Below are 19055 nucleotides of genomic sequence, written 5' to 3' on the forward strand. Positions count from 1 at the left end.
TTTCTCTGTTCCAGCTAAGGGCTTTACGCAAACAGGTCGGCGGCGGCCAATCGCGTGCCCTTGCTGTCCTTGACAGACAAAGCCGGCGCAGCACCAAGGTCTGGCCAGGCAATTCCAATTTCCGGGTCATCCCAAGCAATGCACCGCTCATGCGCCGGTGCGTAGTAGTCCGTGGTCTTGTACAAAAAGTCAGCCGTCTCGCTCAACACCAGAAACCCATGCGCAAAGCCCGCTGGCACCCAGAGTTGCTTGTGGTTGTCTTCGCTCAGCTCCACGCCCACCCATTGCCCAAACGTGGGTGAGCTTTTGCGAATGTCCACCGCCACGTCTAACACCGCACCGCGCACCACGCGCACCAGCTTGCCTTGGGGTTGTTGCAGCTGGTAGTGCAGGCCGCGCAGCACACCCTTGGCGCTGCGGCTGTGGTTGTCCTGCACAAAGTTGACGCTGGAGCCGGTGGCTTCGTTAAAAGCTTTTTGGTTGAAGCTTTCAAAGAAAAAGCCGCGTGCGTCGCCAAATACCTTGGGCTCAATCACCATCACGTCAGGGATGGCTGTGGGGGTTGCCTTCATGAAAACACCTTCTCGCTCAAGATACGCTTCAAGTACTGGCCGTAGCCGTTTTTCAGCAGCGGCTGGGCCAGGGCTTCCAGCGCAGCGCTGTCAATCCAGCCGTGGCGCCAGGCAATTTCTTCCGGGCAGGCAATCTTCAGCCCTTGGCGGTGTTCCAGCGTGGCAATGAACTGGCTGGCCTCTAGCAGGCTTTCATGGGTGCCGGTGTCCAGCCAGGCGTAGCCGCGCTGCATGATCTGCACGTTGAGCTGGCCCAAGTCCAGGTAGGCCTGGTTCACGGCGGTAATTTCCAATTCGCCGCGCGGGCTGGGCTTGACGGCCTTGGCAATATCCATCACCTGGTTGTCGTAAAAATACAGGCCGGTCACGGCGTAGTTGCTCTTGGGCTGCAGCGGTTTTTCTTCGATGCTGCTGGCTTTGCCCGCGGCGTCAAAGGCCACCACGCCGTAGCGCTCGGGGTCTTGCACATGGTAGGCAAACACGGTGGCGCCGCCACTTTGGGCATCGGCGTCGGCCAGCAGGGTGGTGAAGTCGTGGCCGTAGTAAATGTTGTCGCCCAGCACCAGGGCGCTGGGCGCGTTGCCAACAAACTGCTCACCAATGATGAAGGCCTGGGCCAGGCCGTCAGGGCTGGGTTGCACCGCGTACTGCAGGTTCATGCCCCAGGCGCTACCGTCGCCCAGCAGCTGCTGAAAGCGCGGGGTGTCTTGCGGCGTGCTGATGATCAACACGTCCCTAATGCCCGCGAGCATGAGCGTGCTCAGCGGGTAATAAATCATGGGCTTGTCGTACACCGGCAGCAGTTGCTTGCTGATGGCGAGCGTGGCCGGGTGCAGGCGGGTGCCGGAGCCGCCAGCGAGGATGATGCCTTTGCGTTGGGTCATGGGGGTGTCTTGTTAGGAATGGTGAAGGGTTCGAGCAGGAAGTGGGTCACGAAGTGGTCCTTGCCGGCCTGTACCCAGGCGCGAACCTGCACCATGTCGATGTTCATGTAGTCGTGCACGATGCGGTTGCGCAGCCCCACTACGGCGTGCCAGGCCGGCACATCGGCCGCGTCAATCAATTGGTGGGTGGCCAGTGCAGCAAAGGCATCGTGCGCTGAGACAGGCACCGGGTGCTCGCTTGCTTTGAGCAACTGTTTGGCTTTGCCAATGGCGTTCTCTATCAGCACTTGTAGCGCGTGCAGTACGCCAGCTTCCTCCAGCGGGCGAAGTTCAAGACCCTGCTGAAGCACCGCACGTGCCTGGTCCAGAAGTGCCCCCTGTTCAGCTGCGATGCGTGCTGTTTCGAGTTGGTACAGATCAAGCCGCATGTTGCTGCTCCCAGTAGTGCTCTTCCAGTTCGTGCCATGTGCGCTGTAAAAAATGCATCCACGCCAAGCCGTCGGTTCCTGTCAGCGGCACGCCTTCTTCCGCCACCGCTGCTCGCATGGCCAAATTGGCTCGACGCAGATCGATCAGGTCAATGGTCTGTGGCGAAACGTGCAGCGCCTGCGCCAGCTGAACGCGTAAGGTTTCCGTCTGGCCCAGGATGCACATCCACTCCACATCAGGCGCCCATTGAAGGGCAATGTCCCAGTCGCTTCCCGTGTGGGTGTTGCCCGTGGCCCGACTGCCGACCAGCACGGAAAACATCAACTGCGGCTGCTGGAGCAACAGCTCAGTTAGTGCAGCAGGCACTTGGGCAGGCGGGCTGGCGCGGCCGGGGGTAGCGATGCTCATTGATCCTCCTGGTTTCAAAGAGTCTCGATCAGCATTCGGTCAACGCCTCGCCACCAGTCTGGCATGCGCAGGCCAAAGGTCTGTTGCAGCCGTGTGGTGTCCAGACGCGAGTTCTGTGGGCGATGCGCAGGGGTGGGGAAGGCGCTGGTGGGCACAGCAGCCACGTCCTGCACCGCCAGCACCGTTTCGGGCCGCAGTTGGCGGGCCGTTTCAATGACGTGGCGGGCGTAACCGTTCCATGTGGTCTCGCCTGCAGCGGCCAGGTGGTAGGTGCCGGCGTCCTGCGGGCGCTGCAACACCTGACGGATGGCGTGGGCCGTGACGTCGGCAATCAGGTCGGCACCAGTGGGCGCGCCAAACTGGTCGTCGATCACGGTCAGGCGCTCGCGCTCAGCGGCCAGGCGCAGCATGGTTTTGGCAAAGTTGCCGCCGCGCGCGGCGTACACCCAGCTGGTGCGAAAGATCAGGTGGCGGCAGCCGCTGGCTTGTATGGCGCGCTCGCCTTCAAGCTTGGTGCGGCCGTACACGCTCAGTGGGCCGGTGGGTGCGTCTTCTGCCCAGGGGGTGAGGCCGCTGCCATTGAACACGTAGTCGGTTGAATAGTGCACCAGCAGCGCGCCCACGCTGTGTGCGGCTTCGGCCAGCACGCCGGGGGCCAGCGCGTTGAGGGTGCGGGCCAGTTCGGGCTCGCTTTCGGCCTTGTCCACGGCGGTGTGAGCAGCGGCGTTGACGATCACGTCAGGCCGCTGCGCCAACACGGTCTGGCGCAGGGCTTCCAGCTGGGTCAGGTCGCCGCAACCGCCTTCCGTCTCGGTGCTGTGGCGGTCCAGCGCCACCAGCTCACCCAAGGGCGCCAGGCTGCGCTGCAGTTCCCAGCCCACTTGGCCGTTGGGACCGAGTAACAGTATTTTTTTGCGCATGGGGTTGGTGTTATCCGTTGGTGCAGGCGTCTGGCCACTTGGCATGGGCCAAGACCAGCAGTTGCTGGGCCTGTTCAAGACACGCTTGCAACAAAGCTTGTGTGACGGGTTCACCGTCGTAGTCGCTCAGGTTGCGCTGCTTTTTCAGTCCGTCCAGCACACGAATAACGGCAGTGTCCACTCCCAGCGTGTGCGCCAGACATTGCAGCGTGGTCTGGTGGTGCCCAGGTTTGCTGGTCGAGGTTCGGTAGCCCTGCGCCAGCAGTGCCGCGTCAGCGACAGCGCGAATCGTTGTGTAAGCACAATCAAACCGTGTCTCGGGGCTGTTGTGTGTGCGCAGTGCGTCCGTCAGGCGGCTTTGGGCTGCGTGGAGCATACGGGCGCGCAGTACGGGCGATGGTGGCACTGCGTCAAGCAGACCGATTCGCAGCAGGTTGGCGAGGTGTTCAGAGCTCATCAGGGCCACCCACGACGAAAAGTTTGGGCTTGTTCAGCACATCCTGCACAAAGCTGTCGCCAGCCGCTTTTCTGGTTTGCCATTCGGCCAGCGTCATGAGTTTCGGGTTGATTTCTCGCCCCAATGTGGCCTGGCTGTCGTAAAGCGCATTCACGGCGCTGGAAAAGTTGATGTCGCCCAAGATCATGACATCCACGTCGCTGTGGGGCTTGTCGGTGCCTTGAGCCATGGAGCCGTACACGAACGCTGCCGAGATTTGATGGCTCAAAGGGGCGAGTGCTCCATGGAAAACGTCGACCAGACCGATGCTTTTGCGCACCAGCCCCATCAGTTCTGGATAAACCGGGTGATCCTCGTTCACGCAGAACTGCGTCTGGTTGCCTACCTTGCGGACATTCAGCAAGCCCGCACCAGCCAGCAAATCGAGCTCCTTCTTGAGCGAACCCACGGAGGCCACCGACGTGAGGCGCTCCAGCTCTCGTAGGTGGAACCATTGGCCAGCCCGCATGCACAGTACGGCCAGCAAGCGCCGACGGTATTGCAGGGGAAACAAGATGTCGGCGAGCATTAATTTCTCCATAAAAGAACAAAAGTTCTCCAATAAAGAACATTTTAGCGGATGCGGTCCAGTGGTTCACGCTGCGCTGTATTGCTTGCCCAGCCATTCGCGGTAGGCACCGCTTTGAACGTGTGCGACCCAGTCCGGGTGGTCCAGGTACCACTGCACCGTTTTGCGAATGCCGCTCTCAAACGTTTCAGCGGGCTTCCAGCCGAGTTCGGCTTCCAGCTTGCGAGCGTCAATGGCGTAGCGCCGGTCGTGCCCGGGGCGGTCCGTTACGTAGCTGATCTGGCTGGCGTAAGGCTGGCCGTCGGTTCGTGGGCGCAGTTCGTCGAGCAGTGCGCACACGGTGTTGACGATTTCAATATTGGGCTTCTCGTTCCAGCCACCCACGTTGTACACCTCGCCCAGGCGGCCGGCTTCGAGCACGCGGCGAATGGCGCTGCAGTGATCCTTCACATACAGCCAGTCACGCACCTGCATCCCGTCGCCATACACCGGCAGGGCCTTGCCCGCCAGCGCGTTCACGATCATCAGCGGGATCAGCTTTTCAGGGAAGTGGAACGGCCCGTAGTTGTTGCTGCAGTTGGTGGTGAGCACCGGCAGGCCATAGGTGTGGTGGTAGGCGCGCACCAGGTGGTCGCTGGCGGCCTTGCTGGCCGAATATGGGCTGTTGGGCTCGTAGCGGTGGGTCTCGGTGAACGCGGGGTCATCTTTGCTCAGGCTGCCGTACACCTCGTCGGTGGATACATGCAGCAAGCGAAACGCCTCGCGCTCGGCGCCTGCCAAACCGCCCCAATAAGCGCGCACCGCTTCCAGCAAGTGAAAGGTGCCCACGATGTTGGTCTGGATGAAGTCTTCCGGCCCGTGGATGGAGCGGTCCACATGGCTTTCGGCGGCGAAATTGACCACCGCACGTGGGCGGTGCTCTGCCAGCAGGCGGGTCACCAGGGCTGCATCGCCAATGTCGCCCTGCACAAACACATGGCGCGCATCGCCTTGCAGACTGGCCAGGGTTTCGAGGTTGCCCGCGTAGGTAAGCTTGTCGAGGTTGACAACGGGCTCGTTGTGTTGTGCTAGCCAGTCGAGGACGAAGTTGGCGCCGATGAAGCCGGCGCCGCCGGTAACTAAAATCATATGGTGTTCCCTGGCAATGTCTTCTTTTAGATCCTGTGAAGGATCGTTGCCCAGATTGTCGCGCGCATCAAAAATAATAACTGCCAAGGCTAACTGATTTGGGCGGTTATTGTCTATAAATTGGTTTTTATGTTAAGGTTTTATCAGTTTTTGTTTTTGTCGCTGCCTGCAGAAATACGACGCTGATACTTAAACCCAGCATCAAAACATAATAATTGTGCGCAAAATTGACGTTGCTCAGGCTCGCTGTGGCGTGTACGAAAGCAATGCCTGCAAGTTGCTGTGACGCAATTTTATGTGCGCGGCGCAGGCGCCAGGCCGCTGCAATCATTCCAGCCAGGATGGCAAGCAAACCAGACAAGCCCAGCAGGCCCCCATCCATGGCCTGGTGCAGATACTGGTTGTGCACATGGCCCAGGGTGCGAACGTGACTGAAGCGTTCTGTTTCCGCGGGTGGCAGTTGTAGTCCGGCGCTTTGCAAGCGGCGTGTGCGCTCGGCTGCGCCAACACCCACCCACGGAGACTCCACAAAACCATCCCAACCGGTTTGAAAAAGATAAACCCGTGCGCCCAATGAAGAGTTGAAGTCCTTGGTCTTCAAAGCCGTTTCCGCCTCATGCCAGGCCAGTCTTAAACGCAGCGGGTCAGCGGGAAGCAAAACCGACATTGCCAGCAGGCACATGCTCAACGCCCCCACCGAGCCCACCCGCAGCAGTGCCTGACGATTGAGGCCGTGGCTGTTTGCGACAAGCAAGATCAGCGGCCAAAAAACAATGGCATAGGCACCCCGAGATTCGGAAAGCAGCACTGCGACAATGCCGATCGCGGTCGCACCACCGTATGCCCAGACCCAGTGCTTAGGCGTTTCGTTGGACATGGCCTGGGGAAGCAGGAATGCCACCCAGATCGACATGCTGACCGCCCACGGAATGGGGTGCGAGGGCAACAGTGGCCGACTCACCAGCAGGGTCAGCAGAAAACCCAGTACCAGCGCCACCGCTGCCGCTGTGCTCGCATGGCGTATCGGGTTGTGCAGGGGATCCATGCGTTGAACGAGGACCGCTGTGGCCACCGCCGCTGCCAACAATCGAAAGCCAGTGTTTATATCGCTGCTGACCTCAAAATCGGATTCTGACCAGATCAAAGTCAGGGCCGCACTCGTGGCCAGGAAACAGGTGACACCTATCAGCCAGTGGCGCAGGGCAAGACTGACATCCTGGTGCGGGGCGAGGGCAGGGCGTCGGAGTGATGAGGCGGCTGCTATCAAAAGAAGCAGCCAAGCCAGCCCAGCCAGTTTCGTATGCAGCGACGAAACCGACAGACAGAGCAACATGACGAACAGAAAGCGTGTCTGCATGGGTGGGTCTTGCACGGAGGAAGGCGGTCAGCGCTTGGGCAGCGTTTGCATGTGGCTGCGGTCGTACCTCAAGGCCACATAGCGGAAAAAACTCTCAAGACTGACGAACAGGCAATACAAGAAGCCTTGCGGGCCACACATGAAGCCGCGCTGCAAAAAGTAGAGGCGGAAGAAATTGGATGCCGCCGACAAAAAACCGCGGAAGATACCCCCTGTCTTGCCCAGACGAGCGCGCTTTACCGCACCCAACTGGGCGTATTGCGCAAGCTTCAGCAGGCTTCCATGAATGGTTTCGCGGGAATGGTGAAGCAACCGGTGTTGAAAGCGCCTCAGTGGACGCGGTTCGCGCAACACGGCATGTTCGTGCACAACGCCCTCAAAGCGCTCAATATCGGCACGCCAAAACAACCGCTGCACGCTGCCTGAACTGCGCATGAGGGTCAGCGGGCGGCCAAACGCCACCTGAATCCACCGCAGTTCCCAAACGGACTTTTCGCCGCTGGCCAGAACGGCTTTCAACTCGGTTTCCAGTTCCGGGGTGAACTCTTCGTCTGCATCGAGGAAAAAAATGTAGTCACCCTTGGCGTGGGTGAGAAGTCTGTCGCGCTGAACCGCAAAACCTTGCCAGTCGTCATACACGTGCACCTCAGCGCCAAGGGAGCGTGCAATCTCGGCAGTGCCGTCCTTGCTGGCGCTGTCTACCACCACGATCTGGTCGGCAAAGTGCGCGCTGCGGATGCAACTGGCTATGCGCCGGGCTTCATTGAGGGTGAGGATGGCGACGGTGAGTTGGGGCATGGGGGAATGTGACGGGTTAAGCGCGGTCACGTTTGGACCTGATCCACGCCTTCACATGTTTGGAAAGAGATTTTCGATTGGTTCCACTCACGCTCACGCCATCTCCAATATGCCGACACGCACCAGGGTCTGCGTAGACGACGAAACGATGTTGCGCGCGAATTGCGGCAGAGATGTCTTTTTCAGCGGCGTATTGAGAAAACCCGCCAAGCTCCTTCCAGAGCGAAAGAGCACAGAAATGGGGGTTAAAAGTAAACCCGTGCCACTGCTTGTGCAAATGATCAAGGCGCCATGCTTTTTGGCCGTTGAATTCGTGCCTAGCAGGCTTGAAGTTCAGGGGTTTGTCATGCAGCACATCCTCTACAGCACGGAAGCACACAATGCTTGCGCTGTTATCTTGAAGAAGCGCCTGTGCACCTGGTAAGTCGGGCGCAGTTTCGAATACCCAGTCGTCTTCACAATGAAAAACGTAAGGCGTCTTGATGCGCTCATACATCGCGTCAGCCGCGATATGGTGGCCCATCTGGCGATCCTGTACGACCAGGGTGCCGCTTGGACACAGCTCACGAAACACGCTGTTCGTGGGCTCATCCCCAAAGTCATTGACAGCTATGACCTCGTCAAAGGCAACTTGACCGAGCAGGCTCGTCAGAGTCTCACGAAGCTGTGCTGGTCGGTTTCCGATCGTGAGGCACAGAGTTACGGAGGGTCTCATGCTCGGGGCTTAATGCCCATGCCCAACCGTTTCCCCCGCCTTCAGCCGGTACACCGTCCCGCAATACGGGCAGCGCGCCTCACCGGTTTTGGCCACGTCCAGGTACACCTTAGGGTGGGTGTTCCAGAGCTTCATGTCGGCCAGCGGGCTGGGGCAGAACACCCCGCCGTGGGCGTTGAGGTCTTTGGCGGTCAGTTCTATGGTGGCGTTGCTCATGGTGGTGGACCTCAAACCTGCGTGAGCCAGTGGGCGTATTTGGGGTTGCGGCCGCCGACGATGTCGAAGAACGCGCTCTGGATCTTTTCGGTGATGGGGCCGCGGCTGCCCACGTAGTCTTCTTTGCCGAGCTCGATGCGGTCGAGTTCGCGGATGGGGGTCACTTCGGCGGCGGTGCCGGTGAAGAAGGCTTCATCGGCGATGTAGACCTCGTCGCGGGTGATGCGCTTTTGCACGATCTCCAGCTCCAGGTCTTTGGCGATGTGGAACACCGTGTTGCGGGTGATGCCGTTGAGTGCGCCAGCCGACAGGTCGGGGGTGTAGATCACGCCATTTTTGATGACGAAGATGTTTTCGCCGGCGCCTTCGCTCACAAAGCCCGAGGTGTCCAGCAGCAGGGCTTCGTCGTAGCCCTCGTCGGTCACTTCCATGTTGGCCAGGATGCTGTTGGTGTAGTTGCTCACCGCCTTAGCCTGCGTCATGGTGATGTTGACGTGGTGGCGGGTGTAGCTGCTGGTTTTCACGCGGATGCCGCGCTTCAGGCCATCGTCGCCCAGGTAGGCGCCCCACAACCAGGCCGCCACCATCAGGTGGATGGTGTTGCCTTTGGGCGATACGCCGAGCTTTTTGTCGCCGATCCAGGTCAGGGGGCGGATGTAGGCGCTTTCCAGCTTGTTTTCGCGCACCACGGCCTTTTGGGCTTCGTTCACTTCTTCTTTGGTGAACGGCAGCTTCATGCGCAGAATCTTGGCGCTGTTGAACAGGCGTTCGGTGTGCTCTTCCAGGCGGAAAATGGCGGTGCCGCCGTCGGCCGTTTTGTAAGCCCGCACGCCCTCAAAGGCGCCACAGCCGTAGTGCAGGGTGTGGGTCAGGACGTGGATCTTGGCGTCGCGCCATTCGACCATCTGGCCGTCCATCCAGATCTTGCCGTCGCGGTCTGACATTGAGGGAATGGGTGACATTTGCATTGCCTTTGGTGGGTTGAATTTGGGATTTTACGTCCCGGCTGGCGGGTCTTCAGGGTTGGCCAGCCGCAGCTCAAAAGTGTCCAGGCGGCCGTGGTGAAAGGTACAGGTGACGGTGTGGCCTTGTTCGTCGCGCCACTCTAGCGCTTCGGGCTCGTGCCCGGGTGCCGACAGCCGTTGCCCCAGGCTGAGCGTGCGGCGCACCACGTCAACCAGCGGTTGCCCCCGTTTCAGTTGCCGGTGCAGCCGCCGCGCGTCTTGCACATGGCCCATGGGCCGGGTGGCTGCGGTGCGCAGCAGGCGCATGAGCTTGGTGAAATGCAGCAGCACCCAAAAAGCGATCATGAGTGCGGCCAAGATCAGGCCTTGCCCGCCGTAGCTGCGCCAAGCGGCGTAGGCGATGGCAGCGGCCAGGGCGGGGAAGATCAGAGCGCGCAAGCGGTGAGGCAATTGGGGCATGTTCACAAGCTCCTGGCCAGTTCCATGGCCTCTTCAATGCGTTCCACGCCGTGCACGGTCAGGCCCTCAAAGGCCTTGTCGTTCTTCTTGGGCATGTTGGCTTTGGGCACCACGGCCACGCTGAAACCGAGTTTGGCGGCTTCTTTCAAGCGCTCCTGACCGCGCGGCGCCGGGCGCACCTCGCCGGCCAGGCCCACTTCGCCAAAGGCCAGGAAGCCCTTGGGCAGGGGCTTGCCGCGCAAGCTTGAAGTGATCGCTAACATCACCGCTAGGTCAGCTGCTGGCTCGGTGATGCGCACGCCGCCCACGGCGTTCACAAACACGTCCTGGTCCATGCAGGCCACGCCCGCGTGGCGGTGCAACACCGCCAGCAGCATGGCCAGGCGGTCGCGGTCCAGGCCCACGCTCAGGCGCCGGGGGCTGGGTCCGCCCGTGTCCACCAACGCCTGAATTTCGACCAGCATGGGCCGCGTGCCTTCCAGCGTCACCATCACGCAGCTGCCGGGCACGGGTTCCGAATGTTGCGAGAGGAAGATGGCGCTGGGGTTGCTCACGCCCTTCAGCCCTTTTTCGGTCATGGCAAACACGCCGATTTCGTTCACCGCGCCAAAGCGGTTTTTGATGGCGCGAATCAGCCGAAAGCTGCTGTGTGTGTCGCCCTCGAAATACAGCACCGTGTCCACCATGTGTTCCAGCACCCGCGGGCCGGCCAGCGCGCCTTCTTTGGTCACGTGCCCCACCAGCACAATGGCCGTGCCGCTGGCCTTGGCCGCGCGCGTCAGGTGGGCCGCGCATTCGCGCACCTGCGCCACCGAGCCGGGCGCGCTGGTGAGCTGTTCGGAATACACGGTCTGGATCGAGTCGATCACGGCCACCGAGGGGCGGTGCGCGTCCAGCGTGGCGAGTATTTTTTCCAGCTGAATTTCGGCCAACACGTTGACCCTTGAGCCGTCCAGCCCGAGCCGGCGGGCGCGCAGCGCCACCTGGGCGCCGCTTTCTTCGCCGGTGACGTAGAGCGTGCCCCCGCGCTGCCCCGCGTTGCCCGGCGCCGCTTCCCAGCGCCGCTGCAGCGAGTCCAGCGCTTGCAGCAGCAGGGTGGACTTGCCAATACCGGGGTCGCCGCCGATCAGCACCACGCCACCTTCGACAATGCCGCCGCCCAGCACCCGGTCCAGCTCGTCATGGCCGGTGGGGGTGCGCTCCACGTCGCTGGCTTCAATGTCGGCCAGTGCGGTCACAGCGGCGGTCTTGGCCAGCGACGCAAAGCGGTTTTTGGTGGGGGCTGACGACTCGGCCACCGATTCGATGAGGGTGTTCCAGGCGTTGCAGTGCGGGCACTTGCCCAGCCACTTGGGGCTGCTGCCGCCGCATTCGTTGCAGGTGTATTGGGTTTTTTCTTTGGCCATGTGGCTGGCAATATAGTCGAGTCCCGCCGCGCCCTGGCGCAGCCCGCTTCCGTGAGACACCCCTTGTCAACCAGCTCCGATTCTTTTCCCCCCACCGTGGCGCAGGCGCTGCGCGTGCTGGCGCCGGGCGACGTGCCCGCCTCGGGCGCCGCGCGCGCGTTCAACCTGCAACTGTCCCGCATCGACAAGCTCAAGGCCCAGCTCGACGCACTGGACATCCTGGGTCAGTCGCACCGGGTGGAACTGCACCGCTGGGTGGCGCCGCTGCAGCAGCGCCAGCGCCAACGCACGCGCGACATGGCCTTGTGGCTGGCTGAATGCGTGCAGGGAAAAAGCCTGAGCCGGCTGCAACACGACACCGCCACCGAGGCGCTGTGCCGCCTGGCCCAAACACTGGCCGAAGAGGGCGACAAAGCCATGGCCGCGCTGCACGACCAGCACAGCCGCCACACGCTGGCGCAGAAAAAGCAGGCCGCTGCCGACGCCATGCGCGCGAAGCTGGAAGCGGTGCTGGGTGAGCCCCTGGCCGACACCGACCCAGATGCGCCGCTGGAAGAGCTCTTGCGCGCCGGCATGGCGCGCTGGCGCGAGGCGCAAGACGCCGCGCAAGCGCGCCGCCGCGACAAGAAAAATGCCCGCAAGGCCCGCCAGAAGCCGGGCGCCGAGCAGGAACAAGCCCAAGCCCAGCAGGCCGATGCCGACACCCAGTTGCGCACGCTGTTTCGCCAGCTGGCCAGCGCCTTGCACCCCGACCGTGAACCCGACGCGCAGGAGCGTTTGCGCAAAACCGCGCTCATGAGCGAGGCCAACGCCGCCTACGGCCGCAAAGACCTGGTGACGCTGATGCAAATTCAGTTGCGCGCCGAGCTGGCCGACCCGGCGGCCGTGCCGCGCCTGGCCGACGACAAGCTGGCCGCGCTCACCCTGTTGCTCAAGCAGCAGGTGGCCGAACTGGAGCGCGAACGCGCAGCGCGCCAGCAGCGCCTGGCCGCCGAGTTTGACTTGCCGCCCGGCGCCGTGACCAACCCGAACACGCTCAAGCAAAGCCTGCTGGCTCAGGTGGACGCGCTGGAGCAAGACGTGGCGGAACTGGAGCGCGACCTGCAGCTGGTGCAGGAGCCCGCCGGGCTCAAGCGCTGGCTGAATGCGCAGCGCGAAGCACCGAGCCGGGTGCGAGTAAATCGCGACCCCGACGACTACTGCTGATCTGCTGCCTGTCCGTTGTTCATGGCGCCGGATGGCTGTAGTGCCGCGTCACCTCGGCAATGTCCACCGTGTAGCTGGCGTACCAGCGCTCGCGGCCCAGGCGCTGTGCGGCCAGGTGGTCGGTGTGCTGTTTCCAGGCGCGGATGCTGGCTTCGTCGGGCCAATACGACACCGCTATTTCCTGCTCGCCCTCGGTCACGGCGGTGAAGTCGAGGCAGCCGAATTGCGTCAGCGCCAGTTCGCGCATGTGCGCGGCCATGGCGCTGTAGGCGGCGTCGAGCGCGCGGGCTTTGGCGCGGAAGATCACAACGAACATTCGAATCCCCGGGCGAGCTGATGGGTGATATCGGCCGCGGGCAACGAACGGCAGCCGCTCGCGTTTTGCCCCGCCCACAGCGGTGAAAAGTCGCCACGGCCCAGCGCTTCGAAGTGCGCGCGCAGCGGCGCCATGGCGGCAGTGGCCAGCGGGAAAGCCGGGGCGGCCAGGCTCATCGGGCCGAGCTCGCGCATGGCGCGGTTGACGATGCCGCGCGCCGGCCGGCCGGTGAACACGTTGGTGAGCGCCGTGTGGCGCGCTGCCTCACTTTGCAGGGCGGCGCGGTGCAGGGCGCTGGTGGTGGCTTCTGCGCTGCACAGGTAGGCCGTGCCCACCTGCACACCGGCGGCGCCCAGCGCCATGGCCGCAGCCACGCCCGCCGCGTCGGCAATGCCGCCGGCTGCGATCACCGGCACGCGCACCGTAGCCACGATTTGCGGCAGCAGCGCGAAAGTGCCCATTTGCACGCTCAAGTCGTGCGACAGAAAGTGGCCGCGGTGGCCGCCGGCTTCCAGGCCCTGGGCAATCACCGCGTCTGCACCGTGCGCTTCCAGCCAGCGCGCTTCTTCCACCGTGGTGGCGCTGGACAGCACCACGCTGCCCCAGCTTTTCACGCGGGCCAGCAAGTCGGGCGCGGGCAAGCCGAAGTGGAAGCTCACCACCGGGGGGCGAAAGGGCTCGATCACATCGGCCACCGCTTGGCTGAACGGCACGCGTCCGGCGCCGGCGGGGACAGCCGAGATGTCCAGCCCGGCTTCGGCATAGAAGGGTGCCAGCGCGTCGCGCCAGCGCGCCTCGTGGGCGGCGTCGGGCGCTGGGGGCGTGTGGCAAAAAAAGTTGACGTTCCAGGGGTGCGGCGTGCCTGCGCTGAGGGCACTCAGCTCGCGTTGCAGCGCCTCGGGTGTGAGCATGGCGCCCGGCAACGAGCCCAGTCCACCGGCGTTGCACACGGCGGCGGCCAGCGCCGCACCTTGCGCGCCGGCCATGGGCGCCTGAATCAAAGGAAATGGGGTGCCCAGCAGGGTGGTCAAGGTGGTCATGGCGGGCATTTTCCCCTGTGTGGGCGCGTCTGAGCGATTCGGGCAGATGCATCCGGGAAAACCCTTGCCTGGCAGGCTGTCAAATCATTTAACATATTAAATAAATGAACGAGCCAACTCCTTTTGTCCACCGCAACCTGCCGCGCCTGCTGCTCGAAGCGCGTGAGGCCGTGATGCAGCGCACCCGGCCCAGCCTGCGCGAGCACGGCTTGTCAGACCAGCAGTGGCGCGTGCTGCGTGTGCTGGGCGAACACGCTGCCGAGCGGGCGGGCGTGGAAACCGGCCGGGTGGCGCGCGAGGCCTTGTTGCTGGGTCCCAGTCTCACCGGTGTGCTGACGCGCATGGAGCGCGATGGGCTGATCCGCCGCGCCCGCTGCCCGCAAGACGCCCGCCGCACCGTGGTGCGCGCCACGCCCGCGGGCTTGAAGCTGGTGCGCACGCTGTCGCACACCATTGAGGCGCATTACGCGTGGATGGAAGAACGCCTGGGCAAAGCGCAACTGGGTCAGTTGTATGCGTTGCTGGACCAGGTGATCGCATTGGAAGCGCCCCTGGGCGAGGACGAACCTGAGATGGAAACCGAATGAACATTCCCTACCTGCCCACCGGCACGGTGTACGGCACCTTGCTGAACTTTCAGCGCGAGCACGCACTGTGGGCGCCGCGCATGAGCGAGGCCCCCTACAAAGCGCCGCCGCAGGCGCCAGTGCTGTACATCAAGACCGCCAACACCTTCACGCCGGCGGGCCACTCGATTGCCCTGCCGCCCGGCGTGGCCGAGGTGGAGGTGAGCGCTTCGCTGGGCCTGGTGGCGGGTGAGGGCGGTGCCGTCGCGGGCTGTGTGTTGTTCAACGACGTGGCCATTCCCCACGAGAGCTATTACCGCCCGCCAGTGAAATTTCGGTGTGTGGACGGGTTTCTGGGTGTCGGGCGCGAGGTGGTGTCTCTGGACGCCGTTGGCGGTCTGGCCGGGCTGGGCGCAATGACCCTGGAACTGCGCGTGCATGGCGTGTTGAAGCAAGTCATTTCGCTGGCCGATCTGGTGCGCGACGCCGCCACGCTGTGGGCCGACGTGAACGCCTTCCAGAGCATGCGCCCCGGCGACGTGCTGATGCTCGGCACCGACTGCCTGGCCGACGGAAACCGGCCACGGGCAAAGGTGGGCGACGCGGTGGAGATCACAGCTGCCGGCTTCAAACCCTTGACCCACCAATTCGTGCAGGAGTCCCCATGAAAAGAGCCCGCATCGCCTTGGCCGGCGCGGTCCATGAAGCCATCGAATCGGATGGCCAACTGGCGTTGCTCACGCCCGCGTTCAAAGGCCGCCGCGTGGGGTTTGACGAGGTGGTCTGGTTGCCGCCGCTGGCACCCGTGCCACGCGCCCGCACGGTGCTGGCGCTGGGTCTGAACTACGCCGACCACGCCAAAGAACTGGCTTTCAAGGCGCCCGAAGAACCGCTGGCTTTCGTGAAGGGCGAGGCTTCGCTCATTGGCCACCGCGCGTTCACCGTGCGGCCCGAGGGCGTGCAGTTCATGCACTACGAATGTGAGCTGGCGGTGGTGATTGGCAAACCCGCGAAACGTGTGAAGAAAGCTGACGCGTTGCAGCACGTGGCCGGCTACACCGTGGCCAACGACTACGCGATCCGCGACTATCTGGAAAACTGGTACCGCCCCAACCTGAAGGTGAAAAACCGCGACACCTGCACGCCCATCGGCCCCTGGCTGGTGGACGCGGCCGATGTCCCTGACCCGATGAACCTGGCGCTCAAGACCACGGTGAACGGCAACGTCACGCAGCAGGGCAACACGAAAGACATGATCTTCGACGTGCCCACGCTGATCGAATATTTCAGCAGCTTCATGACGCTCATGCCCGGCGATCTGATCCTCACCGGCACGCCCGACGGCGTGGTCGATTGCCAGCCGGGTGACGTGGTCGTCACCGAGATCGAGGGCATTGGCGCCCTCACGAACACCATGACTTTCGAAAGCCACGCATGACCCGCATTGACCACCTCATCAACGGCAAAACCGTCGCCGGCGCCGACTACTTCGAAACGATCAACCCCGCCACGCAGGGTGTGCTGGCCGAAGTGGCTTCGGGCACCGAAGCGGAAGTGAACGCGGCGGTGCAGGCCGCCAAAGACGCGTTCCCGAAGTGGGCCGGCTTGCCAGCCACTGAGCGCGCAAAAAAAATGCGTGCGCTGGGTGATCTGATAGCGAGACACGTGCCCGACATTGCTCGGACCGAGACCGACGACACCGGCCAGACCATTGCTCAAACCGGCAAGCAGCTGGTGCCACGCGCAGCAGACAACTTCAACTACTTCGCCGAAATGTGCACCCGCGTGGATGGCCACACCTACCCCACACCCACGCACCTGAACTACACGCTGTTTCACCCGGTGGGGGTGTGCGCGCTCATCAGCCCGTGGAACGTGCCGTTCATGACGTCCACCTGGAAGGTGGCGCCCGCGCTGGCGTTTGGCAACACAGCGGTGCTGAAGATGAGCGAACTTTCGCCCATGACCGCCGCGCGCTTGGGCGAGCTGGCGCTGGAGGCCGGCATCCCAGCCGGTGTGCTCAACGTGGTGCACGGTTTCGGCAAGGAAGCGGGCGAGCCGCTGTGTGCGCACCCCGACGTGCGCGCGATTTCCTTTACCGGTTCCACCGCCACCGGCAACCGCATCGTCAAAGCGGCTGGCCTCAAGAAGTTCAGCATGGAGCTGGGCGGCAAGAGCCCGTTTGTGGTGTTTGACGACGCCGATCTGGACCGCGCGCTGGACGCCGCCCTGTTCATGATCTTCAGCAACAACGGCGAGCGCTGCACGGCGGGCAGCCGCATTCTGGTGCAGCAGAGCATTTACGCCGACTTTGCCGCGAAGTTCGCCGAGCGCGCCAAGCGCATCACCGTGGGCGACCCGCAGGACGAAAACACCACCATCGGGCCGATGATTTCAAAGGCCCATCTGGCCAAAGTGCGCAGCTACATTGAGCTGGGGCCGAAAGAGGGCGCGACGCTGTTGTGCGGCGGCCTGGACCGGCCTTCGTATGCCGCTGAGCTGCCAGCGCATGTGCAGGCGGGCAACTTCGTTTGGCCCACGGTGTTTGCCGACGTGGACAACCGCATGCGTATCGCCCAGGAGGAGATTTTTGGCCCGGTGGCCTGCCTGATTCCGTTCCGCGACGAGGCGCATGCGATCGAGCTGGCGAACGACATTGCCTACGGCCTTTCCAGCTACGTGTGGACGGAGAACATTGGCAAGGCGCACCGCGTGGCCGCTGCGGTGGAAGCGGGCATGTGTTTCGTGAACTCGCAGAACGTGCGGGATCTGCGGCAGCCGTTTGGCGGTACCAAAGCGTCGGGCACGGGGCGTGAGGGCGGGACCTGGAGTTACGAGGTGTTTTTGGAGCCCAAGAACGTGGCGGTTTCTCTTGGGTCGCATCACATTCCTCATTGGGGAGCTTGATTTGCTCTCCTGCATTGCATGCTTGGACCTGGGCGGGAAGGGCGCGCCGTGGCGCCCTGTTGCGCTCATGTCCCCCGAAACGGGCTGCGCCCGTTTCTCCTCCTTTACTTCGCTACACAGAACGCCACGTCATGCCCTTCCAGGGTCGATGTTGGAGATCAACGTTCGATTGCCAATGCGCAGCGAGAAGGCGGTGATGGGTGTTTGCCGCAGCGAAGGCAAGGCGGAGGGCTGCGCGCAGCGCGGACCGGGGGACATGAGCGTAGGTACATGCCCGTCACCGCCTTCCACCTACAAACGCCAGCCGAGAAACGACACCCAACAAGCACATCAACGGAGACAGACGAAATGGGCAAAGTAGCACTGGTCGGAAAAATCACCCATGTCCCCTCGATGTACTTGAGCGAACTCGACGGCCCGCGCAAAGGCACGCGCCAAGACGCCATCGACGGCCATCAGGAAATCAGCCGCCGCTGCCGCGAAGCGGGGGTGGACACCATCGTTGTGTTCGACACCCACTGGCTCGTCAACGCCAGTTACCACATCAACTGCGCGCCGCATTTTGAAGGCAGCTACACCAGCAACGAGCTGCCGCACTTCATCAGCAACCTGCCGTTTGCCATTCCTGGCAACCCCGAGCTGGGTCAGCTGCTGGCCCAGGTGTGCAACGAGCACGGGGTGGAAACCCTGGCCCACCACGCCACCACGCTCGGCCCCGAATACGGCACCCTCGTGCCCATGCGCTACATGAACGCCGATCAGCACTTCAAGGCCGTCTCCGTCTCGGCTCTTTGCATGGTTCACTACCTCAACGACAGCGCGCGGCTGGGCTGGGCCATGCGCCGTGCGGTGGAAGACCACTACGACGGCACGGTGGCCTTTCTCGCCAGCGGCAGCTTGAGCCACCGTTTCGCGCAGAACGGCCTCGCGCCCGAATTCGCCTTCAAGGTCTGGAGCCCATTTTTGGAAACGCTGGACCGCCGCGTGGTGCAGATGTGGGAAAACGGCGAATGGGCCGACTTCTGCGGCCTGCTGCCCGAGTACGCCGCCAAGGGCCACGGCGAAGGTTTCATGCACGACACCGCCATGATGCTGGGCGTGTTGGGCTGGAGCGAATACACCGGCAAGGCCGAGGTCATCACGCCGTACTTCGGCGCCAGTGGCACCGGCCAGATCAACGCTGTGTTTCCCGTCACGCCCGTCACCGGCAAAGCCATCCCCAAAGCGCAGGCCTCGGCTGCCGATGGCTTCAGCCTTGTGAGTTCGCGCCTCTGACCGGAAGTGTCCCCATGCCTCACCTCGTCATTCTTTACACCCCCAACCTCGACAAACCCGTGGCCGATGGCGGCGTGGACATGGGCGGCCTGTGCCGCGCGCTGGCCGACGCCATGCTGGCGGTCCGCGACGAGCAGGACCGCCAGGTTTTCCCCACCGGCGGCACGCGCGTGCTGGCCTACCCGGCGGCGCACAGCGCCGTGTCCGACGGCGGCGCAGCGGGCACCGCCGCCGGGCTGGGCGGTGACTACGCTTTTGTCTACATGAACGTGCGCATGGCCAAAGGCCGCAGCGCGGCCGTGCACCAGCGCGTGGGCGACGCGCTCAACGCCTGCGTGAAAGAGCGCTTCGCCGAACAGCTGGCGAAGCGTCCCATCGGCATCACCGTGCAGGTGGACGAAGGCCACGAGGTCTTTGACGCCAAGAACAGTTCGCTGCACCCGCTCTTTCCCAAACCCTAAAA

At 63.1% G+C, this 19055-nt stretch carries 24 protein-coding genes; 7 read left to right on the top strand and 17 right to left on the bottom strand.

Features of this window, described 5'->3' with window-relative positions:
* Positions 1-23 precede the first annotated feature (23 nt).
* The 15 genes from rfbC to radA all read right to left on the bottom strand — a co-directional run bounded on the left by rfbC (position 24) and on the right by radA (position 11282).
* On the bottom strand, positions 24-572 hold the full coding sequence (rfbC, locus tag AC0GNR_RS06060; RefSeq protein WP_472900084.1) for a dTDP-4-dehydrorhamnose 3,5-epimerase: 549 nt from the start codon (positions 570-572) through the stop codon (positions 24-26).
* Positions 569-1456: a glucose-1-phosphate thymidylyltransferase RfbA gene (rfbA, locus tag AC0GNR_RS06065; RefSeq protein ID WP_472900085.1), complete on the bottom strand. Its 888-nt coding sequence runs from the start codon at positions 1454-1456 to the stop codon at positions 569-571. The genes rfbC and rfbA overlap by 4 nt, the downstream gene beginning before the upstream one ends.
* Positions 1453-1884: a type VII toxin-antitoxin system HepT family RNase toxin gene (hepT, locus tag AC0GNR_RS06070; RefSeq protein WP_472900086.1), complete on the bottom strand. Its 432-nt coding sequence runs from the start codon at positions 1882-1884 to the stop codon at positions 1453-1455. The genes rfbA and hepT overlap by 4 nt, the downstream gene beginning before the upstream one ends.
* Positions 1874-2293 (bottom strand): type VII toxin-antitoxin system MntA family adenylyltransferase antitoxin, encoded by a 420-nt coding sequence (gene mntA / locus AC0GNR_RS06075; RefSeq protein ID WP_472900087.1) that lies wholly within the window; start codon positions 2291-2293, stop codon positions 1874-1876. The genes hepT and mntA overlap by 11 nt, the downstream gene beginning before the upstream one ends.
* A gap of 14 nt (positions 2294-2307) precedes the next feature.
* On the bottom strand, positions 2308-3213 hold the full coding sequence (gene rfbD, locus AC0GNR_RS06080) for a dTDP-4-dehydrorhamnose reductase (RefSeq protein ID WP_472900088.1): 906 nt from the start codon (positions 3211-3213) through the stop codon (positions 2308-2310).
* 10 nt (positions 3214-3223) lie between these two features.
* Positions 3224-3670 carry a hypothetical protein gene (locus AC0GNR_RS06085; RefSeq protein ID WP_472900089.1) on the bottom strand — a complete coding sequence of 149 codons (447 nt, stop codon included), beginning with the start codon at positions 3668-3670 and terminating at the stop codon, positions 3224-3226.
* A complete protein-coding gene (locus tag AC0GNR_RS06090) occupies positions 3660-4271 on the bottom strand; it encodes a nucleotidyltransferase domain-containing protein (protein WP_472900090.1) in 612 nt (203 codons plus the stop codon). Before AC0GNR_RS06090 ends, AC0GNR_RS06085 begins: the two co-directional genes overlap by 11 nt.
* A 33-nt stretch (positions 4272-4304) precedes the next feature.
* Positions 4305-5366, bottom strand: a complete 1062-nt coding sequence (rfbB, locus tag AC0GNR_RS06095; protein WP_472900091.1) for a dTDP-glucose 4,6-dehydratase — start codon at positions 5364-5366, stop codon at positions 4305-4307.
* Between the two features lie 127 nt (positions 5367-5493).
* Positions 5494-6723, bottom strand: a complete 1230-nt coding sequence (locus tag AC0GNR_RS06100; protein WP_472900092.1) for an O-antigen ligase family protein — start codon at positions 6721-6723, stop codon at positions 5494-5496.
* Positions 6724-6750: 27 nt separating this feature from the next.
* Positions 6751-7521 carry a glycosyltransferase family 2 protein gene (locus AC0GNR_RS06105; protein WP_472900093.1) on the bottom strand — a complete coding sequence of 257 codons (771 nt, stop codon included), beginning with the start codon at positions 7519-7521 and terminating at the stop codon, positions 6751-6753.
* A gap of 16 nt (positions 7522-7537) precedes the next feature.
* Complete coding sequence (locus tag AC0GNR_RS06110) at positions 7538-8236, bottom strand: glycosyltransferase (RefSeq protein ID WP_472900094.1); 699 nt, start codon at positions 8234-8236, stop codon at positions 7538-7540.
* A 9-nt stretch (positions 8237-8245) separates the two neighbouring features.
* The gene (locus AC0GNR_RS06115; protein ID WP_472900095.1) at positions 8246-8452 is read right to left on the bottom strand and encodes a zinc-finger domain-containing protein; all 207 of its coding nucleotides are present in this window, start codon (positions 8450-8452) and stop codon (positions 8246-8248) included.
* Positions 8453-8463: 11 nt separating this feature from the next.
* The gene (locus tag AC0GNR_RS06120; protein ID WP_472900096.1) at positions 8464-9414 is read right to left on the bottom strand and encodes a branched-chain amino acid transaminase; all 951 of its coding nucleotides are present in this window, start codon (positions 9412-9414) and stop codon (positions 8464-8466) included.
* 33 nt (positions 9415-9447) lie between these two features.
* Complete coding sequence (locus tag AC0GNR_RS06125) at positions 9448-9876, bottom strand: glycerate kinase (protein WP_472900097.1); 429 nt, start codon at positions 9874-9876, stop codon at positions 9448-9450.
* A 2-nt stretch (positions 9877-9878) separates the two neighbouring features.
* Positions 9879-11282 (bottom strand): DNA repair protein RadA, encoded by a 1404-nt coding sequence (radA, locus tag AC0GNR_RS06130; protein ID WP_472900098.1) that lies wholly within the window; start codon positions 11280-11282, stop codon positions 9879-9881.
* A gap of 63 nt (positions 11283-11345) precedes the next feature.
* Between radA and AC0GNR_RS06135 the strand changes: the two genes are divergently transcribed.
* A complete protein-coding gene (locus AC0GNR_RS06135) occupies positions 11346-12488 on the top strand; it encodes a hypothetical protein (protein WP_472900099.1) in 1143 nt (380 codons plus the stop codon).
* A 19-nt stretch (positions 12489-12507) separates the two neighbouring features.
* Here AC0GNR_RS06135 and AC0GNR_RS06140 read toward each other — a convergent pair whose 3' ends face one another.
* Together AC0GNR_RS06140 and AC0GNR_RS06145 are read right to left on the bottom strand one after the other, a co-directional pair.
* Positions 12508-12804: an antibiotic biosynthesis monooxygenase family protein gene (locus tag AC0GNR_RS06140; RefSeq protein WP_472900100.1), complete on the bottom strand. Its 297-nt coding sequence runs from the start codon at positions 12802-12804 to the stop codon at positions 12508-12510.
* Positions 12792-13844, bottom strand: coding sequence for an NAD(P)H-dependent flavin oxidoreductase (locus tag AC0GNR_RS06145; protein ID WP_472900101.1), 1053 nt, complete (start codon positions 13842-13844; stop codon positions 12792-12794). Before AC0GNR_RS06145 ends, AC0GNR_RS06140 begins: the two co-directional genes overlap by 13 nt.
* A 104-nt stretch (positions 13845-13948) precedes the next feature.
* Between AC0GNR_RS06145 and hpaR the strand changes: the two genes are divergently transcribed.
* The 6 genes from hpaR to AC0GNR_RS06175 all read left to right on the top strand — a co-directional run bounded on the left by hpaR (position 13949) and on the right by AC0GNR_RS06175 (position 19053).
* Entirely contained in the window at positions 13949-14431 is a 483-nt protein-coding gene (hpaR, locus tag AC0GNR_RS06150) for a homoprotocatechuate degradation operon regulator HpaR (protein ID WP_472900102.1), read from the top strand.
* Positions 14428-15078 carry a fumarylacetoacetate hydrolase family protein gene (locus AC0GNR_RS06155; RefSeq protein WP_472900103.1) on the top strand — a complete coding sequence of 217 codons (651 nt, stop codon included), beginning with the start codon at positions 14428-14430 and terminating at the stop codon, positions 15076-15078. The genes hpaR and AC0GNR_RS06155 overlap by 4 nt, the downstream gene beginning before the upstream one ends.
* On the top strand, positions 15075-15848 hold the full coding sequence (locus tag AC0GNR_RS06160; RefSeq protein ID WP_472900104.1) for a fumarylacetoacetate hydrolase family protein: 774 nt from the start codon (positions 15075-15077) through the stop codon (positions 15846-15848). The genes AC0GNR_RS06155 and AC0GNR_RS06160 overlap by 4 nt, the downstream gene beginning before the upstream one ends.
* Positions 15845-17317: a 5-carboxymethyl-2-hydroxymuconate semialdehyde dehydrogenase gene (gene hpaE / locus AC0GNR_RS06165; protein ID WP_472900105.1), complete on the top strand. Its 1473-nt coding sequence runs from the start codon at positions 15845-15847 to the stop codon at positions 17315-17317. Before AC0GNR_RS06160 ends, hpaE begins: the two co-directional genes overlap by 4 nt.
* A gap of 348 nt (positions 17318-17665) precedes the next feature.
* Positions 17666-18592, top strand: a complete 927-nt coding sequence (hpaD, locus tag AC0GNR_RS06170; protein WP_472900106.1) for a 3,4-dihydroxyphenylacetate 2,3-dioxygenase — start codon at positions 17666-17668, stop codon at positions 18590-18592.
* Positions 18593-18606: 14 nt separating this feature from the next.
* Positions 18607-19053, top strand: coding sequence for a 5-carboxymethyl-2-hydroxymuconate isomerase (locus tag AC0GNR_RS06175; RefSeq protein WP_472900107.1), 447 nt, complete (start codon positions 18607-18609; stop codon positions 19051-19053).
* The last annotated feature ends 2 nt before the right edge of the window (positions 19054-19055 follow it).

Source organism: Hydrogenophaga sp. LT287 (assembly GCF_055702805.1).

What these genes read in the sequence shown, in the direction of transcription:
- AC0GNR_RS06140 (WP_472900100.1), bottom strand. Translation starts at nt 12,804, where the DNA reads ATGTTCGTTGTGATCTTCCGCGCCAAAGCCCGCGCGCTCGACGCCGCC.
- AC0GNR_RS06125 (WP_472900097.1), bottom strand. Translation starts at nt 9,876, where the DNA reads ATGCCCCAATTGCCTCACCGCTTGCGCGCTCTGATCTTCCCCGCCCTG.
- rfbD (WP_472900088.1), bottom strand. Translation starts at nt 3,213, where the DNA reads ATGCGCAAAAAAATACTGTTACTCGGTCCCAACGGCCAAGTGGGCTGG.
- radA (WP_472900098.1), bottom strand. Translation starts at nt 11,282, where the DNA reads ATGGCCAAAGAAAAAACCCAATACACCTGCAACGAATGCGGCGGCAGC.
- rfbC (WP_472900084.1), bottom strand. Translation starts at nt 572, where the DNA reads ATGAAGGCAACCCCCACAGCCATCCCTGACGTGATGGTGATTGAGCCC.
- rfbB (WP_472900091.1), bottom strand. Translation starts at nt 5,366, where the DNA reads ATGATTTTAGTTACCGGCGGCGCCGGCTTCATCGGCGCCAACTTCGTC.
- AC0GNR_RS06085 (WP_472900089.1), bottom strand. Translation starts at nt 3,670, where the DNA reads ATGAGCTCTGAACACCTCGCCAACCTGCTGCGAATCGGTCTGCTTGAC.
- AC0GNR_RS06145 (WP_472900101.1), bottom strand. Translation starts at nt 13,844, where the DNA reads ATGACCACCTTGACCACCCTGCTGGGCACCCCATTTCCTTTGATTCAG.
- hpaE (WP_472900105.1), top strand. Translation starts at nt 15,845, where the DNA reads ATGACCCGCATTGACCACCTCATCAACGGCAAAACCGTCGCCGGCGCC.
- mntA (WP_472900087.1), bottom strand. Translation starts at nt 2,293, where the DNA reads ATGAGCATCGCTACCCCCGGCCGCGCCAGCCCGCCTGCCCAAGTGCCT.
- hpaD (WP_472900106.1), top strand. Translation starts at nt 17,666, where the DNA reads ATGGGCAAAGTAGCACTGGTCGGAAAAATCACCCATGTCCCCTCGATG.
- AC0GNR_RS06175 (WP_472900107.1), top strand. Translation starts at nt 18,607, where the DNA reads ATGCCTCACCTCGTCATTCTTTACACCCCCAACCTCGACAAACCCGTG.
- rfbA (WP_472900085.1), bottom strand. Translation starts at nt 1,456, where the DNA reads ATGACCCAACGCAAAGGCATCATCCTCGCTGGCGGCTCCGGCACCCGC.
- AC0GNR_RS06100 (WP_472900092.1), bottom strand. Translation starts at nt 6,723, where the DNA reads ATGCAGACACGCTTTCTGTTCGTCATGTTGCTCTGTCTGTCGGTTTCG.
- hpaR (WP_472900102.1), top strand. Translation starts at nt 13,949, where the DNA reads ATGAACGAGCCAACTCCTTTTGTCCACCGCAACCTGCCGCGCCTGCTG.
- AC0GNR_RS06110 (WP_472900094.1), bottom strand. Translation starts at nt 8,236, where the DNA reads ATGAGACCCTCCGTAACTCTGTGCCTCACGATCGGAAACCGACCAGCA.
- hepT (WP_472900086.1), bottom strand. Translation starts at nt 1,884, where the DNA reads ATGCGGCTTGATCTGTACCAACTCGAAACAGCACGCATCGCAGCTGAA.
- AC0GNR_RS06115 (WP_472900095.1), bottom strand. Translation starts at nt 8,452, where the DNA reads ATGAGCAACGCCACCATAGAACTGACCGCCAAAGACCTCAACGCCCAC.
- AC0GNR_RS06155 (WP_472900103.1), top strand. Translation starts at nt 14,428, where the DNA reads ATGAACATTCCCTACCTGCCCACCGGCACGGTGTACGGCACCTTGCTG.
- AC0GNR_RS06160 (WP_472900104.1), top strand. Translation starts at nt 15,075, where the DNA reads ATGAAAAGAGCCCGCATCGCCTTGGCCGGCGCGGTCCATGAAGCCATC.
- AC0GNR_RS06120 (WP_472900096.1), bottom strand. Translation starts at nt 9,414, where the DNA reads ATGTCACCCATTCCCTCAATGTCAGACCGCGACGGCAAGATCTGGATG.
- AC0GNR_RS06105 (WP_472900093.1), bottom strand. Translation starts at nt 7,521, where the DNA reads ATGCCCCAACTCACCGTCGCCATCCTCACCCTCAATGAAGCCCGGCGC.